Origin of the sequence: Arthrobacter sp. H20 (genome assembly GCF_000520515.1) — a bacterium.
Classification (GTDB): domain Bacteria; phylum Actinomycetota; class Actinomycetes; order Actinomycetales; family Micrococcaceae; genus Arthrobacter_D.
The window spans coordinates 1-17,229 of sequence record NZ_KI914749.1; the positions used below are offsets into that span (position 1 = coordinate 1).

The following is a 17,229-nucleotide window of genomic DNA, read 5'->3' on the forward strand; positions in this document are numbered from 1 at the left end:
CCCGCCGCTGGGAAGCGGCGGGCGGGATCACTTAGAGGAGAAACAATCATGCCCACACCAACAAAGGGCCCACGTCTCGGAGGCGGTCCGGCGCACGAACGCCTGATGCTCGCCAACTTGGCCGCCTCACTGTTCGAGCACAAGCGCATCACCACCACGGTGACCAAGGCAAAGAGGCTTCGCCCCTACGCCGAGCGTCTGATCACCTTCGCGAAGAAGGGCGATCTTGCCTCGCGTCGTCGTGTCCTTGGCGTCATCAGTAGCAAGAGCATTGTCCACGAGCTGTTCACTGACATCGCTCCCGCTGTCGCTGATCGCGAAGGTGGCTACACCCGGATCACCAAGATCGGCAACCGCAAGGGAGACAACGCTCCGATGGCAGTCATCGAATTGGTTCTTGAGCCAATGTCGGCGAAGCAGTCGGTAGTAGCAGAAGCTGAGCAGTCCAAGGCCAACGCGGCTCCAGCCGCACCGGTCGTGACTGAGTCACCCGAGTCACCGGATTCCCCTGACTCACCGGATTCACCGGATTCACCGGATTCACCTGACTCAGCTGACTCAGCACCGTCGGCCGACGAGTTCGCGGCTGAAGACACCAATGTCAGCGCCGAGGCCGGCACCGACGAAGTTGTTGTAGTTGAAGAAGGAACCACAGAGGACGACGGCAAGAAGTAATTCTTCCGCCACTCTGAAGCACCATGACTGAGCTCAAGCCCGCTGTCCTTCGTCAGGACAGCGGGCTTTTGCGTGTCCGTCTTGATCTTGCCTACGACGGCGCACCTTTCTCCGGCTGGGCGTTGCAACCCGGGCTGGCGACCGTCCAGGGGGTCATCGAGGCGGGCCTGGAAACTGTGCTGCGCCGGCCGGCGCGGTTGACCGTTGCGGGACGAACCGACACCGGCGTCCACGCGCGCGGCCAGGTGGCTCATGTGGACCTGACCCCGGGGGAGTGGCACGGTTTGAGCCGGGGCAAGGAGATGTCCCCCGAGACGGCGCTGTTGCGCAGGCTCGGGGCAACTATCAGCAGGGAACTCAACAGCGCCGACAGCCAACGGCATCGGGTACCCGCCGTCGTCCTGCTGAAGGTGGCACTGGCCCCGCAGGGGTTTGATGCCCGGTTCTCCGCCCTGTGGCGCCGTTACAGCTACCGGATCGCCGACCGGCCCCAGCTGCGGGATCCGTTGGCGCGCTCAGTCACGCTCTGGCACCCCGACGAACTCCATGTCGATCCCCTGAACGCCGGCGCGCGACAACTTCTCGGCCTGCAGGATTTCCGGTCGTTCGTCAAGCTACGGCCGGGAGCAACAACCGTTCGGGAACTCCAGCGTTTCGATTTTCGTCGAGCCGAGGACGGGGTGATCATCGTGAGTGTGCAGGCGGATGCGTTCTGCCACAACATGGTGCGGGGTTTGATCGGATCCACGCTGCGGGTGGGGACGGGGGAGAAAGAGCCGCAGTGGCTCCTCGAGCGGTTGCAGGCCCGCAGCAAGGAAGCCCGCTCAGTGCTCGCAGCCCCTCACCCGCTGGTGCTCGAAGAGGTCAGATACCCCGACGACGACGCCATTGGTTCCCGCGCAGCTGAAACCCGCGCACGCCGCGACGGCAGCGCGAGGGCAGAAGCTCTCTAGCCGAACCAGACCAGCGCCGCGAAGCAGGCGACAATCATGGGCGGGCCGAAGGGGAACACCGAACGTGCCGACGCTCTGGTGAAAACGAGTAGCGACAGGCTGATGACGCCGCCCAGGACAAAGCCCCCCAGGATAGTGGCCATCCAGGCAGTCATCCCGGCGTAGCCGCCGTACAGGCCGAGCACTGCGGCCAGCTTCACGTCCCCCATGCCAAGGCTGCCAGGCGAGATCAACGCAAGGACAAGGTACAGGGCAAACATGGCAGCGCTTCCGATGGCGCCTCCTGCCAAGCGGCCCCAGTCCCCGGACAGGGCGCTGGCTGCGGTCAACAGGACCGATCCGGTGAGAGCGAACGGTAGCACCAGGACATTGGGCAACTGACGGCTACGCAGGTCGATCACCGCGAGGACCACCCCGAAAATGGGCAGTAGCAGGAACGCAGGGGTTTCCGGAGACCATCCGAACCGCCAGATCACCACTGCACTGAAGAGAGCAGTGGCTGCAGTGCTTAGTATCTTCGCCGATTGGGGCAAGGCAAGGATCAAGCCGGATGCAGTCTTTGTCATTGGCGACCAGTCAGTTGGCACTGGAATGGGCGCGGGACACAGCCGTGGGGAGGGTCACGGTAAATGTCGTCCCACTTCCGAGAGAGCTGGCGCAGTGGATGGTGCCGCCATGACCCTCGACAATCGCTTTGGTGATTGCTAGTCCTAGGCCCACTCCCGGAATGGCCGACTCGCGGGCACTGTGCGCCCGGAAGAACCGCCCGTAGATTAGCCCGGTCTCGAGCGTGGTCATACCGATCCCGCGGTCCTCAACCTCGAGCAGAACGCTGCCCTTGTTTTCGCGGGCACGGACCGTCACATCGCCGCCGTCGGGCGAGTACTTGATCGCGTTGGAGAGCAGATTGTCCACCACCTGCCCCATCCTCAGGGGGTCGGCAATGGCCCACAGGCGCTCCGGGAACTCGGAGACCAGGTTAACTCCGGCGTCCTCCGCGTGGGTACGGGCGGAGCGCAACCGGGAGGTCAACAGCCCTGACAACTCGGTGGGTTTGGCATGGAGGTTCATTGACGCTGAAACCGCGCAGAGCAGATCGGACACGAGGGTGGAGAGACGCTCGGCGTTCCGCCTGGCCACACCGAGTGATTCGCGTGTTGCAGAGGTGAGAGTGTCGGGGGACTCAAGCACCAGGTCGAGGTGGCCAAGGATTGATGTGAGGGGGGTGCTGAACTCGTGCGTGACGTTGGAGACGAAATCTTCCTTGACAGTCAGCGCCGTCACCAAGTCCGTCACGTCATTGAAGACGATGACTGCCCCCGCGAATTCTCCGCGGCTACCCGTCATGGGTTGGGCGGCAGTGGATACCGCCCGCTGGGAACCGCCCTGGCCAAGCCAGACCAGGTTGTTCGAGAAAGACTCACCGTTGATGGCACGGCGGATCGGGTGCTGCGACGGCGGAAGCGGAGTGGACCCTTTGCTACAGGAGAGCCTGAGCTCATGGCCGTCGTCGTGCATGTCTGCAGCCTCGTGGAAAAGCTGTTGCTGCCTGTTGGACAGCAGTGTCCTACCCTCTGTATCGACGGCTACGACGCCGACGTCGAGCGTGTCGAGGATTGCCGCCAAGAGCCGTTCGCGTTCGGTGCCTTCAGCCTCAAGCGCTAGCACTTCCTCAGCTTTCCGGTGCAATTCCCGCCGCTCCAGCCGCACCCGCAACGTCAGGATGCGCATGGTCAGGAAGATGGCAAGCATCATGGTGGGGAGCAGCAGCGTCTCCACGATCCGCGCTCCCGCCAGTGAAGAGTTCAGCAGGTGCGGAAACAGCACAATGAGGTATGGCCCGGCGAAGCTCAAGATGGTGGCGGTGACGGGGAGCTGACCTGACACGGCAAGCCAGATGACCGGGAAAGCAGCAAGCGCACCCATGCCGGGGAGGATCTCCACAGCACCATTTCTGCACAGTCCAATGGCTATAAAGTCCACGAGAGGGATGACGAGCACCGCCCCCGTGGGCAAGCGCTCCCAGGGAATCAGCAAACAGGAGGCGAAAAGCACTATGTGCAGTAATAACCCAGACAGGAATAGACCGCTCTGCAACAGCTCCGGATTCACTAGAGGTGCGGTTGCGGCAATGACAAAAATAACTGCCGAAAGCGGCAATTGATACATCGCCGCTTTCCCGCGCAGCCCAAGATGACGCTCGAACCGTCCCGTGCCGAGCGGCCAGAGCCGCTCAGGCACAGCCAGCCTGCAGGAAACGTAGCGAGAGTATTTTGTTTTCGGCTTCCCCAGGCCGCACGTGATGCATATATCCATTATGTCTAGAGATCCAGCATTGGCTACCTTTCGGGACAGACTATCTGCGGCTGATACGAACTCGACACAGATGACGTAGCTCAAAAGTGCTGGAATCAGGAGACAGAGTATGCTGGGGGACCGAACAGAAGTATTGTGAAAAGCAAGGGATGAATCCTTAACAACGCAATGGCCCTCGGGCCAGATCCAGCGAAGAATAGGGAATGAGATATGAGCGATCCCGGAGTGGCAGTGGTCATCGAAGACGATGCCGACGTGCGCAACCTGGTCGATGCCGTCCTCACCCAGTCCGGGTTTGAAGTCCATTCCGCTGGTTCGGGCCGCGAAGGTGTCGAATTGATTGGCAGACACAAGGTGACGATAGTGACCCTTGATGTTGGACTCCCGGATATTGACGGGTACGAGGTGCTCCGCCGGATTCGGCAGACGAGCAATTGCTACGTGCTGATGCTGACTGCGCGCACCGATGAACTCGACACGCTGACGGCGCTGCAGTCGGGTGCCGATGATTTCATCACCAAGCCCTTCCGTCCGCGGGAACTGAGAGCGCGGATCGCCGCGATGCTCCGCAGGCCCAGGGCGCCGGATGGGGGAGGGGTGGGAGTCCCCGACCGACCGGCTCCCGACGATAGTGAACCAGGGGTGTTGGCGCACAACGGTCTGGTGCTCAACTACGAAACCCGAACCGCCACGTTGACGGGGAACAAGCTCAGTCTTACTCGAAGTGAGTTCGATCTGCTGCACGACCTGCTCCGCAGCGCCGGATCGGTGCGCACCAAGGCGAACCTGGTGCGGGTGGTACGAGGCCACCATTATCGGGATGACGCGTACATCAGCGACGCCGATGAGCGGGCAGTGGAGGTTCATATGGGAAACCTTCGTCGCAAGCTGGGTGAGGACTCTCGTGAGCCCAGGTGGCTGTTTACTGTCCGTGGGGTTGGGTACCGGCTAGCACCCGCGCGAGACTGACCCAATGCGGTTGACGCTCTGTTAGTCGCGAGGCGCCTCGGAGCAGTGCACCAGCTCGCGGAGTGTCTGCAGGCCATAGTCATGGACGAATGGCAGAGCACCAGATGCCTCGCCCATGTTATTGACTCGGACCAACTCTTCAATGCGTGCTGCGAGCCCGGCAAGTCGGGCAGCCCCGACCATCGCAGAAGTGGTCTTGATGCTCAATACTGCATCGAGGGCCGCGGCGTGGTCACGGCGTTCGACGGCATCGGCAAATCTCAGGTACTTTTCTTCCCACGCCTGGACGAAGTCCAGCACAAATGACGTGAGGGCCGATGGATTCTCGAGTTGATCGGAAAGGGCGCGTAGCGCTTCCTGGTCAACGAGGGGCATATTGTCCAGTGGCTGACGGATCACGGGCCGCACCGCGCTAATGGTGCGGCGGACACCGTAGCCGCGCTTACCGCCAGCACCGCTCGGCTCACGGTGCTGCTCCCAGTGATCATTCCCTGAGAATACTTCCATCGGCCCACTTGCCGACCATAGTTTGGGTTAGCCTGCGCAAAAGCTGCGCCATTCCTATTCGCTGTGCACTCGTGATCGCCCTCGCATAGGGTTGGCATAGGCTGTGATCATGACCCCGCTCCGCCCTTCGGTCCCGGCCGACGGCAATCTCGCGCCCTACGCACAGGCAGGATTGCGCGAAACCCTCGACGCCCTGCCCGTCGCGGTCGCGTTGCTTACCGCGGATGGCATGATCTCAGCGGTCAACCGGGAGTGGGAAGGATTCACCCAGCCCTTCGGGGAGACCCTGCCACCCCAGAAGGCTGGGGTTTCCTACCTGGCGGCGTGTGAGGGGGCCGCAGGGAAAGGCGACGTCGCCGCAGTCGAAGTGTCGCGTGGCCTGCGCACTGTGCTTGCCGGCGATCAACAGAACCTTGCACTCGAGTATCAGTCGAACGGTGGTGAACGGTGGATCCGCACCCGGATCTGCAGGAGCGACAGCGGCGGGTTGGTCATCACGCATATCGACATCACGGCGCAGATGCTGGGGCAGCAGAGAATATCCTTTCAGGCGTCGCTGCTGGACGCCGTCGGGCAATCGGTTGTGGCAATCGACATGCAGGGCCGGATCACCTACTGGAACGATGCCTCAGAAACCATGCTTGGGTGGTGCGCCGGGGACGCAATCGGCCGCCACCTGGCCGAGCTGGCCCTGTTCGACAGCGGCTCCAGGGCAGCGGCGATCATCGCACAGGTGTCCTCTGGCGAAGCGTGGACGGGGGAGCACTGGACAACGCACCGGAATGGGCATCGCCTGTCGGTGTACTCAACCATCACGCCGCTGTATGACACGGCGGGACAGGTGATTGCGGTCATCGACGTGTCTACCGACACCACCGAGTCGCAGCGGGCACAAGCGGAAATGAGCCGACTGTCGTCTCTGGTGGAGTTCTCGAACGATGCAATCAACGGCGCCACCCTGGATGGCATCATTACCAGCTGGAATGCCGGCGCCGAGAGGATCTATGGCTACTCGGCAGAGGAGGCAATCGGCAAGAGTGTGCTGATGCTCTCTCCTGAAGAACGGTCAGGGGCGGACGAAGTATTGCGAGACCGGCTTCGCAGCGGGCAGCCGGTCATTGGGCAGTACATCAGGGGAATGCGCAAGGACGGATCACTGCTGGATATTTCCCTGACACTCTCGCCGATGTATGGCGAGTCAGGGCAATTGATCGGTTCGTCCGCCGTCGCGCGGGATGTCTCGGAAATCAATAGGCTTCGCGCCGCATCCGACCTCGAGCGAGACCGGCTCGCTGCTGCCCAGGAGATGGCACATGTTGGTTCGGTGGAGTGGGATGCCCTGGCCGACCGGGTGTGGAGATCTGACGAATACTGCAGGATTCATGGGTTGCCTGTGACAACAGAGGGCTCGCGGGGGCCCCTGTTGCGCGCCGTGCACCCGGATGACCGCGACCGGATTGACCTCATTTGGCAGGAACTGCTGGTCAGTGGCACGTCGATCGATTTCACCTATCGGGTGGAGCCATCGGACGGCGATATTCGGTGGGTTTATGCCCGGGCGACTCTCGAGCGGGACGACGACGGCAAGCCCATCAAGATGCAGGGTACCGCACTGGACATCACCGAGCGGAAGCTCGGCGAGCAGGCACTCGAGCGCCTCGCGTTCCGTGACGCCCTGACCGGTCTGGCGAACCGGGCCCTCCTGACGGAGAGCATTGAACTGGCGATCGCTGAGTGCGGACAGAGGGGCACCCAGGTGGGGGTGCTTTTCCTCGACGTTGACCGGTTCAAGGTGATCAATGATGGCTTGGGCCACGCAGCGGGAGACAGCTTGCTCGTCCAGTTGGCGTCCCGGTTGCTTGCTGCGGTGCGGCCGGAAGACACCTTGGCGCGTTTTGCCGGGGATGAGTTCGTCATTGTCTGCTCGGACATGACAGAGCACAGCGCAAAGAAGTTGGCCTCCCGGATTCGAGCTGCGGTGCAGACCCCTTTTGAACTTTTGGAACGCGAAGTGTTTGTCGATGTGAGCATCGGCATCGCCATATCCTCCGGCGTTGACACGTCCGAGTCGCTGCTGCGGAACTCCGACGCCGCGATGTACCGGGCAAAAGGAGGTGGGGTCACGGAGGCAGTTGTTTTCGACGAAGCAATGCATCTGCGGGCCGAGCTCCGGCTTGTGGTGGAATCGGAACTACCCCGGGCTATCGAGCGGGACCAGCTGAGAGTCCACTACCAGCCCGTCATGGACATCGCCGGTGGTGATCCGATTGGATTCGAGGCGCTGCTGAGATGGCAGCACCCGGAGCATGGTCTGATCGGTCCTGACTCCTTTATCCCGATCGCCGAGGAAACCGGCCAGATTGTGCCTATCGGTCTGTGGGTGCTCAGGGAAGCGCTGCGGGAGGCTCAGCGCTGGAGGTCAGAGCTCCCGGGTGCTGAAAGCTGGCGTATATCGGTGAATTTTTCAGCCCGTCAGCTTCAGGACCCGGGGCTCAACGACGCGGTGGCGGACGCCATTGGGACTGCCGGGATTGACCCTGGGGCGGTGGTGCTGGAAATCACCGAGTCGGTGCTGATGGGCGACGCCGACCAATCCCTGAGGACCCTGGCCAAGCTACGCAGCCTGGGGATCGGCATAGCTGTTGATGACTTCGGTACCGGTTACTCCTCGCTGAGTTATCTCAAGCGCTTCCCGGTTACCGCTTTGAAGATCGACCGGTCCTTCGTCGACGGTCTCGGTGGAAGTGACGTGCATGCCGGCCCCATCGTCGAGGCCATTGCAGCGATGGCGCGGGCACTGGGCTTACGGGTGGTCGCCGAAGGGGTGGAGACCTGTGGGCAGCTCGAGGAGCTGCGTCGGATGCGGGTGCAGTTTGCGCAAGGGTACCTGTGGTCGCCGGCAGTGCCCGCGGATCGGGTTCCGGACTGGTTTGCGGGACATAGGGCGCAGATTGTCCGAGGTACTTGAACGGGTGTTCCTACTGCCCGCTGAACGTAGCAATGGCGTTGATGACAGCTGGCCCGAGAATCGCGATAAAGAGTACGGGGAAAATGAAGAACAGGAGTGGAAACAGGACCATGACGGGAAGTTTCATCGCCTTTTCCTCTGCCCGTTGACGTCTTTTGACCCGCATAACTTTTGCCTGAACCCTCAATACCTGGCCAATGGCAATGCCGTACGCATCGGCCTGAACAACGGCCTGTACGAAGCTGCGGAGTTCCGGAACACTGGTTCGCTCGGTCAAGGCTAGATAGGATTCCCTGCGTGAGCGACCCACCTGCATGTCCTGGAGTGTGCGGATAATTTCCTCGGCCAAGGGCCCTTTACCATTTTCCCCCGCCCGAGCCATCGCGCCCTCGAAACCAAGACCAGCTTCTACCGAGATCAGCATCTGGTCCAAGGTATTGGCGAGTTCCAGCTGAATCTCTTTTTGGCGTTTCTGGCCATTGCTGAGAAGGAGGAGATCGGGCAGAAAATATCCGAAAGCCACCATGCCCAAGCCCAGCAATTTAAGGATAGGGGCACCGTTAAGACTGAGAAGGAACCCAACGAGTGCCCCTGAAAGGGCAAGCGCCGGTTTCGCCGCTAGCAGCCGGGCGAGCGGCATCGAGGCGGGGCGCCCGGCGAGGGAGAGCATTTTGTCCAGCTTCTTCGCGTAGTTATCCGGTGTAAGTCGGCGACCGAGCTGCATCAGCAGGCCTGATCGGTTCCGGTTCCCACCGTCCTCCCGTTCCCTCCCCCTAACCAGGTTCACCTGAATAGCAGCCTCACCTTTACGGTCCACCGAAAACGCTGACCAGCCCAGGTAGCCAAGGGGGAGTGTGACCAGCAGCATTCCCCCCAGCACTATCGCGTCCATTGCATACCTCTCAGAATTTCAGATCGATAATTTTGCGCATCCAGAGCCCGCCGATGGTCATCAGGACTGCCGACACACCGATCATCGTCCAACCCAAGGGGCTGGAGAATAGTGGGGTCATGTAGCCGGGGCTGATCAAGAGAAGCATGGCGACAATGCAGAAAGGCATCGCCATGAGGATGTATGCTGAGAATTTCCCTTCGGCAGCCAGGGACTTGATTTGGCCCTTGATCTCACTGCGTTCGCGGATTGTTTCGTTGACCTGATCGAGTACTTCAGCGAGGTTCCCGCCCACTTCCCGATTGATCTGGATCGCCTGCGCGATCCACATGAAATCTTCATTACGCATCCTGGTGGCGGTGTCGTTCAGGGACGACAGGAGATCCTTTCCGAGACTGGTTTCGGTAACCACCCGGCGCATTTCCTCGGACGTAGGGGCAGCTGATTCTACGGCCGCGGCATCGATAGCCCGGAGAATGCTATGACCGGCCCGCAGGCTGCCGGTTAGCAGTTGCAGGGTGTCTCCGAGTTGGGTGTCAAATTTGGCTCGTCTTTTCCCTGCTTTTTGGGTAACCATAATTCTCGCGCCAACAGGGGTAAGCAGGAACAGGACGACGGCGCCCGGGAAACCACCGACGAGGAATCCAAGCACCGCTGACGCCAGGGAGGCGGACAACACGAGGATGAGGAAATCGGCCTGCCTGTGTTTCAGACCGGCGTTCTCCAATGACTCTCGTTTGAACAGTTTCAGGCTATTTCTTGAGAGGTACCGGTTCACAGCATCTGTGCTGCTTCCTGCCAGACGTGAGAGGGAAGACACCGATTCGTCCTTGTAGGGGCGCCTCCGTTCCGATGGCACGTCCGGCTGTGGGTTCAGCACAACGGTGAGCACGAGTAGCGTTGCCGCAATCATCAGGATTGTACCAATCAGTAGCTGCACCGCACGCCTGTCTTATCGTCCAATAGTGGGTTCCTTACCGGCGAAAACGCTTGCCGAAACATGTATTCCCATGTCTTCAAAACGGTCGATGAAGCGGGGCCGGATTCCGGTTGGAATAGGAGCGCCCAAAAACTTTCCGTGCTTATCCACTCCTGCTGAGTAATCGAAAACGAAGGCATCCTGCAAGGTCACAACGTCTCCTTCCATGCCCTGTACCTCGGTGACATGGGTGATCCGGCGGGTGCCGTCCCGGAGGCGCGAAATCTGGATGATCAGGTGCACTGCGGATGCTATTTGCTCACGAATGGCTCGCAAGGGGAGGTCCATCCCGGCCATCAGGACCAGGGTTTCCAATCGGGCGACGGCGTCGCGTGGTGAGTTGGAGTGCACGGTAGAAAGGGAACCGTCGTGACCGGTGTTCATCGCCTGAAGCATGTCCAGGGATTCCCCACCGCGTACCTCTCCGACGACGATGCGGTCCGGGCGCATACGCAACGAGTTCCTGAGCAGTTCACGGATCGTCACTTCGCCCTTCCCCTCGGTGTTCGGGGGGCGGCTTTCCAGCCGGACGACATGATCCTGCTGGATCTGCAGTTCCACGGCGTCCTCGATGGTGACGATCCTGTCCGTTGCGGGCAGGAAGGAGGACAGGACGTTCAGAAGAGTTGTTTTCCCGGTGCCCGTTCCACCGGAAACGATGATGTTAAGTTTCGCCTTGACGCAGGCGTTGAGCAGTTCGGCCATCCCTGGGGTCAGTGTGCCAAACTCGATGAGATTTTGTACTGTGAGCGGCACTTTGCTGAACTTACGGATGGTCAGCGACGAACCACCCACCGCCAGAGGCGGAATCACCGCGTTCACGCGGGACCCGTCCTCAAGCCGGGCATCGACCAAGGGAGACGATTCGTCGATGCGTCGACCAACCTTCGACACAATCCGTTCGATCACTCTGCGTAAGTGATCCTCCGAACTGAACTGGGAATCCGTCAGTACCAGCTTTCCTTTCCGTTCCACGTAGATCCTGTCCATCCGGTTCACCATGATTTCAGTGACCTCTGGATCGTCGAGGAGCCGCTGCAGTGGGCCGAAGCCCAGCACATCGTCAGCAACATCCTGAATCAGCCGTGTTCTTTCCTCCGCCGACAGGGGAACCTGTTCGGCGTCGATCACCTGGGCCAGCTCTTCCCGCGCGGACGCCCGAAGTTCCCGTTCGGTCAGGTTCGAGTCGTGGAAACGAGCTCCCATCCGATCGAAGAGTGCTGTTGCGGCTCGCTGCTTCAACCCGGCCAGGGCATCCACCGGTTGTTGGGGGCTCCTGACCTTTCCGGCGTTGTTCGGGACCGGTTTCTGTTTGGCGAACACCGTCGCCGGGCTATTCGACGGATCGGGAGCCTCCGGTATCTCGTTCGCCGTGGACGCGGGCTGATTCTCCGGCATAACGGATGGTGCCGGAACCAATGCGGCGGTGGGCTCGGTCTTGTGGTGGACCGCGTTGAGGCGTTCGGAAAGTTTCATCAGACGTCGATCCTCCGGTGGAGCTTTCGTTGCACCTTGGTTCTCCAGACCGGGTCGAAGCGCTCGACCAGTCGTTTCATGCTTTTCATGGCACGGTCGCTTCGGGCGTTCTGCAGCAGGGGAATTCCCCGGTTGGTGGAGTACGCTACGGCGCGTGACCGGGGGATGCTGACATCCACCGGCGCGCCGATGGTGGCTTCGACGTCTTGGATGGATAGTCCTGTTTTTGAATCAGCCATGTTCAGGACCACGTGCCGTGTGGCAGGCAGGATATTCAACTGTTTGAGAATGTCGAGTCCTGACCGCAGTCCGCGCACACTGGGAATGTCCATCCCGGCAACCCAGACGACGTCCGTGCAGCGTTCCAATGCTGTGAGTCCGAGTTCGGGCAGGCCCGGGGCTGTGTCCACCACGACGTACTGGAACGTCTCGGCGAGTTGGTCCAGCAGATGAGCTACCTGATCGGGGGAGATATCATCTGCTTCAGCCGGATTTTTGGGAGCGCAGAGGGCGTAGATTCCTGCCGGGTGGACGGTAAGGAACGCCTTGAGCACCAGGGGATCGCGGCTGGCTGAGGTGGACACCGCATCGGTGATGGTGTGTTCCGGGGTGAGGTAAAGTCCTGAAGCGACGTCGCCGAACTGCAGGTCCAGATCGACGAGAACCACACCCATGGGAGCCAGTTTGCCCAGGCCCACAGCAATGTTGGTGGCAACAGTGGTTTTACCGACGCCTCCTTTCGGGGAGAAGACCCCAATGACCAGGCCCTTGTCCTGAGGCTCCTCGGGGGCGGCCCGGTAGGTCCGACGCCGGGTCGCAAACGCCTGGCATGCCCGTTCGAGGACCACCCTGATCTGGAGGGGGTCCGCGGCGGGGTTAAGGACGTCCCTGATACCGGCGCGCATGGCGTTGACCACGAGTTCCGGCTCGATGTCACTCACCAGGATGATGCTGATTTCGGGAAACTGCACATCAAAAATCGTCGACAAGCGCAATGCCTCCTCGATGGAAATCTCTGGTCCCAGGATCAGGACTTCCGGGTGGCTCGAGAGCGAGGCGAACAACTGGTGCGGGTCGGTCGGCAGTGTGGCGGTGATGAATGCGCGAACCTCTCCCTCGAGTCCGCCCGACACGGCGGTCCGCAGCCGCTGCTCAAAATCCGTATCGGGAGTAATCAGGACGAACCGGCTCACGGGTATACCTCGTCGAAAGTAATGGGGGTCGGTTCGCTTTCCGTCGCTTCGTCGGGTTCCTTGGTCAACCAGATCCGGCCGAACTCAGCACCGAAAATAATCTTCGTCGCATCGATGTCGTTGACGGCGGCGGTTACGAGCATCGCGCCGGTCGGAAGGGCTTCAGTGTTCACTGGTTCTTCGGCGGTCGCCTCAGCACGTTGAAACCCCGTGATCAGGACTTTATGAAATACCTGCTGCGTGACCGCCTGACCGGGGCCATCTTCCAGGATTCCATCGAAGGAGACAAATATTCCCACGGTATCCCCGGCGACAATTTTTCCTCCGACTACCCGCTGGGGCTCTAAGGCGAAGGTGACTTCCTGAAGGCCTTCGGGAACCGGGACCGTCCCCGGCGTTTCAAGTACTGCTGGATCGATCAGCCTCTCTGCCAGCAGTTGCTCTCCAGGGACCAGGTCGATGGCCGTGACTTTGCCTGCTGAGCCTTGAAGATTTTCAAGTGCGCTGATGGCTACAGCACCGGATGGTTGAGACTCGGAACGCACGAAGGTGGATAAGTCCTCGACCGGAGTGCCAGCTGGCACATTTTCCTGAACGATCAACACTCCAACCGGATCCAGTCCTGCCATTGCCCGCTCATCTGCGCCTTGTGTATAGGAGAAAACTAGTAGGCCACCAACCAACACCAGCACAACAGCGATCGCACCACCTATCAAACGTGATTTCACTGTTATCCCTAATCCGTCATCTCAACTACGCGTGCACCGTACTCATCCAACGGGCCCAATTCATACCCCTCCGCTAAAGAGACATACGTGACAAAGGTGCCGATGATCCCGCGGCAATTCCCGCGGCACTCCATTCCGCCGACGTGGGCTGACGTGTTGTGGAAGGTCGCTGGATTGCTTGGACTCTCCGATCCGCCTGTAAATTTCCAGCCCTTCACCTCGAACGCCGCGAAGGTCTTGATGCCATAGACGGCACCAGACCCTGTCCCGCTGACCACGTTGAAGACCGGTAGTAACACCGTTGGTTTGCGGCCGGCATTAATCTCCGAAATCCATTTTTGGAAAACAGCAGTGCAGTTCGGCGGTTCATTGTTGCCGGTGGCACTTCCACCCTCGTTCGTCAGTACGTCGATCCTGCCGCCGCACTGACCAGGATCCTGGGCAAGCCAACCGAATCCTCCGGCGACCGGGGCCCCGGACGGACCATAGTTGCATGAGCTGTTCGCATAACTGCCACCGTGCAATCCAAGCCGCTGTAATGACCCATCAACGCGGCCTTGGACCTGACAGATCGAAAAAGTCGCAGGGAAAACCGTAGGACCGCCGATCGGCGTGCCCCATCGTGCCTTCGCCTGGGCGCCGACCTCGGCGGTCGGAATGCCGAGCGCGTTGGCGAAGAACAAGGACACATGATTCTCTCCGCTGGCCTCCTGGGCACCGGTCACCACGGTGACCTTCCGCGCGGCTAAGTCGAGGAGAAGTGGGGGAACGTTGCTGAACCCGTCAAGCGCATTCGAGTCCGCGAGGCTTGCGGCAAGGGGAGAAGACGCAGAACAATCCGTCGTGACAGGCACATCGGCGCAGGCCTGAGCGACGCCGAGGGCCGCGGCGTCGGCCCCGTTTTGCAGTTGTGCTTTTTCCGCATATAGAAGTCCGACGTCGACGGCGAGGGCAGTAAACCCCAGCAGTACGACCATCAGGACGGCGGCGATGATACTGATCGCCCCCCGCTCGGAATCCTCCCGAATATTTACCCGCCGCATCGCATGACCCCGACACCTTTCATGGCGAATGGCCCCGCAATTCCGGTGATGGTACTAAGGGTGTAGTTAATGGTGATTGTGACTTGTGTGCCGGGGACGCATGAGGCTATTGACGAAAAATTTATGTCTGTCAATCCCGGGTTCAGTGAAACCGCCGCGTCCTTCGCCGCCTTTCGGGCGACTACCGGATTATTGTGGATCGCCATCGCCCGGACACCTTCACGGGCTGCGTGCGTTAGAGAGACTTGGGTGTTGTAGGCACGGCCGAACTCCACGATGCCGAATACGAGGAGGAGCAGAATAGGTAGGACCAGCGCGAATTCGACGGCGACGGCACCGGTTTCGTTTTGCTTGGCCATCGGGAGCCTCCAGATCGTGCGTAAAGCCGGGGTGGCAGAACGGTCAAGTCCCTGCCACCCCAGCAGCAAGGTGTGCTGACTCGTTAGACCGCGCCACCGGGGATTGCGGTGACGATCTCCTCGAACAGGCGCTCCAGGTCGGTGCCGAGGAAGGTGACTGCGGCAATGATGACGACAGCGATGAGGCCGACCATGATGCCATATTCAACGGCGGTTGCGCCGGTTTCTTCACGGCGAAGGCGTTCGGTGGCTTTGATGCCGAGGACGTGCAGGGTGGCGAAGAGAGAGACCATGTGATGCTCCTGAAGAGTGATGAGACGGATGCGCCGGCACCCTGCCGTCGCTAGGTAGAAAGTAGCATTAGCAAACCGCCCAATTCGGGAGCTTTCCGTATCCTGTGCAAACGCTGCGCTGAGCCTGTGATTGGGTGTCAACACTTCGGAAATTCGGAACCATTCCGCAGTTATAGGGGGGGCGGCGGAGTCGCCCGGGGCAGGAGTTATGGACGCTACGCCGCTGCCCGTCGGTGCGGGGCCAGCTCGACTCCTAGTCGGCTTCCCCTGCTAGGGCATCATTCGGTCGGCGGTCCGTAGCGAGAGTGCCATCTGAGCAAGACAGGGGTTTGCACTGAGAGAGCTGGGGAACGTGGAGTTGTCCGAGATCCAAAGGTTTGGGATGTCGTGACTGCGCCCGTCGGCGTCCACGACACCAGTGGCCGGGTCGGCGCTCATCCTGCATGTGCCGAGGGTATGGGCGGTACGGGCGAGGGCCCGCGTTTCGAGCGCCCCAGCCGCTTCGAGAATGCGGGTCATCGTTGCAGTTGAGTGCTCATTGATCGCCTGTTCGTTCGAGCCCGGCGTGAAGGTGATGGCCGCGCGTGGAATGCCCCAGTCATCCAGCTCGTCGGTCAAGACGAGTTTGTTGTGCTCGGCGGGGAGGCATTCGCCATTGATGCCAATACCGGCCGTGTAGCGCCAGGCATCAAGCGCATCAATGAGTTCATCGCCCCAGAGTCCTCCCCCGCGCACGAGGGTGGTCGCGTAGGTGAGCGGCATCGCACCGAGGCTCTGCAGAAGATACCCACCAGCGAAGTCAACGTTGTCGGGGCGCACGAAGTCTTCGCTGATGAGCGCGGAGGGGTAGCCGCGATAGCCGCGGATCTGCTCGTCGAACCGACCCCACACCTGCACTGCACCGTGGGCGAGGAAGTTGCGGCCCACCAGACCGCTGGAATTAGCGAGGCCGGTATTGAGCAGCAGCCGCGGTGTCTCGATCCCGCCGCCGGCGAGCACCAGGGCAGAGCACCGCTGCCGAAAATCTTTACCGTTCTGGCGGTACACGACCGCAGAGACCCGGCCAAGCGTGTCGCGTTCGATGCCGTGCACCATTGAGTCAGGCCGGATCTCCGCCCCGAAGGCAACTGCTGACGGAAGGAACGTGTTAGCGGTAGTCGCCTTGCTGCCGAACCGCTCGCCCTGATGGATGGTGCCGAGATTCTGGCTGGCGAGGCGGCGACCATGGTGTGGCTGGTCCCGATCGCGGCTCAGGATGGCGGCCGGCGCGTCAGTGGCCCGGATACCGAGGAGCGCGCAACCGGCGGCCATGATGTCGGCTGGAGCGTTGCGGTCCACGGGTGGTTCGAGGTACTGCCGTTCCGGATCCCACGGGTACTGAGTCGGGCCCGAAACGCCGATGATGCGCTCGACGTCGATGATGTAGCGGATGAGCTCGCCGTGATCGATGGGCCAGTCTTCGCCCTGTCCGGACTCGGTGCGTAGGCGCATGTCACGGAGGTCAGGGCGGGGTGTGAAGGCCCCCCAGTGCAGCGTGCCACCGCCTACTCCCCAGCCGCTGTTGTTGGGTCCGAAGGCGGTGGGTGCCTCTCCGCCGCTGAGCCGCTCGGACATCCAGTTGATTCGCGGTGCTTCCACTTCGTCGTTAATGAAATCGTCGGGATCGAGGTTTGGTCCAGCCTCGAGGGCAACCACGCGGAGGCCGCGTTCAGCGAGCCGCGCCAGGAGGGGAGAGCCGCCGGCGCCGGTTCCGACCACGACGACGTCGACGACGTCGTCGTGGTCGTAGGTGCGCATGTCGTTGAGATTCACGCGATGTTCTCCTTGCCGGCCTGGCCTGCATTGTTAGTCGCGCCCGGTTCGCCGCTGTTCTCAAGC

At 61.1% G+C, this 17,229-nt stretch carries 16 protein-coding genes; 4 read left to right on the plus strand and 12 right to left on the minus strand.

Going from position 1 to position 17,229, the window contains the following annotated elements; translation table 11 throughout:
* Nucleotides 1-48: 48 nt before the first annotated feature.
* The gene (gene rplQ / locus Y703_RS0114195) at nucleotides 49-675 is read left to right on the plus strand and encodes a 50S ribosomal protein L17 (RefSeq protein ID WP_026553234.1); all 627 of its coding nucleotides are present in this window, start codon (nucleotides 49-51) and stop codon (nucleotides 673-675) included.
* A 23-nt stretch (nucleotides 676-698) separates the two neighbouring features.
* Nucleotides 699-1,628, plus strand: a complete 930-nt coding sequence (locus tag Y703_RS0114200) for a tRNA pseudouridine synthase A (RefSeq protein ID WP_026553235.1) — start codon at nucleotides 699-701, stop codon at nucleotides 1,626-1,628.
* Here the strand turns inward: Y703_RS0114200 and Y703_RS20085 are convergent.
* Both Y703_RS20085 and Y703_RS0114210 read right to left on the minus strand, forming a co-directional pair.
* Nucleotides 1,625-2,194, minus strand: a complete 570-nt coding sequence (locus Y703_RS20085; RefSeq protein ID WP_051427611.1) for a prepilin peptidase — start codon at nucleotides 2,192-2,194, stop codon at nucleotides 1,625-1,627. The genes Y703_RS0114200 and Y703_RS20085 overlap by 4 nt on opposite strands.
* 10 nt (nucleotides 2,195-2,204) lie before the next feature.
* Nucleotides 2,205-3,869 carry a sensor histidine kinase gene (locus Y703_RS0114210; protein WP_253908066.1) on the minus strand — a complete coding sequence of 555 codons (1,665 nt, stop codon included), beginning with the start codon at nucleotides 3,867-3,869 and terminating at the stop codon, nucleotides 2,205-2,207.
* 285 nt (nucleotides 3,870-4,154) lie between these two features.
* Here Y703_RS0114210 and Y703_RS0114215 point away from each other — a divergent pair, with 285 nt between their 5' ends.
* Entirely contained in the window at nucleotides 4,155-4,913 is a 759-nt protein-coding gene (locus Y703_RS0114215) for a response regulator transcription factor (protein WP_026553237.1), read from the plus strand.
* 21 nt (nucleotides 4,914-4,934) lie between these two features.
* Here the strand turns inward: Y703_RS0114215 and Y703_RS0114220 are convergent, their stop codons facing one another.
* Nucleotides 4,935-5,420, minus strand: a complete 486-nt coding sequence (locus Y703_RS0114220) for an Hpt domain-containing protein (protein WP_051427612.1) — start codon at nucleotides 5,418-5,420, stop codon at nucleotides 4,935-4,937.
* A gap of 109 nt (nucleotides 5,421-5,529) precedes the next feature.
* On the opposite strand from Y703_RS0114220, the gene Y703_RS20090 reads away from it, so the two are divergent.
* On the plus strand, nucleotides 5,530-8,388 hold the full coding sequence (locus Y703_RS20090; protein ID WP_155849545.1) for a sensor domain-containing protein: 2,859 nt from the start codon (nucleotides 5,530-5,532) through the stop codon (nucleotides 8,386-8,388).
* Between the two features lie 10 nt (nucleotides 8,389-8,398).
* Here Y703_RS20090 and Y703_RS0114230 read toward each other — a convergent pair whose 3' ends face one another.
* The 9 genes from Y703_RS0114230 to Y703_RS0114270 form a co-directional block, all read right to left on the minus strand.
* Nucleotides 8,399-9,280 carry a type II secretion system F family protein gene (locus Y703_RS0114230; RefSeq protein ID WP_026553239.1) on the minus strand — a complete coding sequence of 294 codons (882 nt, stop codon included), beginning with the start codon at nucleotides 9,278-9,280 and terminating at the stop codon, nucleotides 8,399-8,401.
* Nucleotides 9,281-9,290: 10 nt separating this feature from the next.
* Nucleotides 9,291-10,193: a type II secretion system F family protein gene (locus tag Y703_RS0114235; protein ID WP_173400640.1), complete on the minus strand. Its 903-nt coding sequence runs from the start codon at nucleotides 10,191-10,193 to the stop codon at nucleotides 9,291-9,293.
* Between the two features lie 39 nt (nucleotides 10,194-10,232).
* Nucleotides 10,233-11,735 carry a TadA family conjugal transfer-associated ATPase gene (locus Y703_RS0114240; protein WP_026553241.1) on the minus strand — a complete coding sequence of 501 codons (1,503 nt, stop codon included), beginning with the start codon at nucleotides 11,733-11,735 and terminating at the stop codon, nucleotides 10,233-10,235.
* The gene (locus Y703_RS0114245; RefSeq protein WP_026553242.1) at nucleotides 11,735-12,928 is read right to left on the minus strand and encodes a CpaE/TadZ family protein; all 1,194 of its coding nucleotides are present in this window, start codon (nucleotides 12,926-12,928) and stop codon (nucleotides 11,735-11,737) included. The genes Y703_RS0114240 and Y703_RS0114245 overlap by 1 nt, the downstream gene beginning before the upstream one ends.
* On the minus strand, nucleotides 12,925-13,656 hold the full coding sequence (locus tag Y703_RS0114250; RefSeq protein ID WP_026553243.1) for a Flp pilus assembly protein CpaB: 732 nt from the start codon (nucleotides 13,654-13,656) through the stop codon (nucleotides 12,925-12,927). The genes Y703_RS0114245 and Y703_RS0114250 overlap by 4 nt, the downstream gene beginning before the upstream one ends.
* An 8-nt stretch (nucleotides 13,657-13,664) precedes the next feature.
* Complete coding sequence (locus Y703_RS0114255; protein ID WP_026553244.1) at nucleotides 13,665-14,699, minus strand: pilus assembly protein TadG-related protein; 1,035 nt, start codon at nucleotides 14,697-14,699, stop codon at nucleotides 13,665-13,667.
* Nucleotides 14,687-15,058, minus strand: a complete 372-nt coding sequence (locus tag Y703_RS0114260) for a TadE/TadG family type IV pilus assembly protein (RefSeq protein WP_026553245.1) — start codon at nucleotides 15,056-15,058, stop codon at nucleotides 14,687-14,689. Before Y703_RS0114260 ends, Y703_RS0114255 begins: the two co-directional genes overlap by 13 nt.
* A gap of 83 nt (nucleotides 15,059-15,141) precedes the next feature.
* Entirely contained in the window at nucleotides 15,142-15,351 is a 210-nt protein-coding gene (locus Y703_RS0114265) for a Flp family type IVb pilin (RefSeq protein ID WP_026553246.1), read from the minus strand.
* A gap of 270 nt (nucleotides 15,352-15,621) precedes the next feature.
* Nucleotides 15,622-17,163 (minus strand): GMC oxidoreductase, encoded by a 1,542-nt coding sequence (locus Y703_RS0114270; RefSeq protein ID WP_253908067.1) that lies wholly within the window; start codon nucleotides 17,161-17,163, stop codon nucleotides 15,622-15,624.
* Nucleotides 17,164-17,229 lie beyond the last annotated feature (66 nt).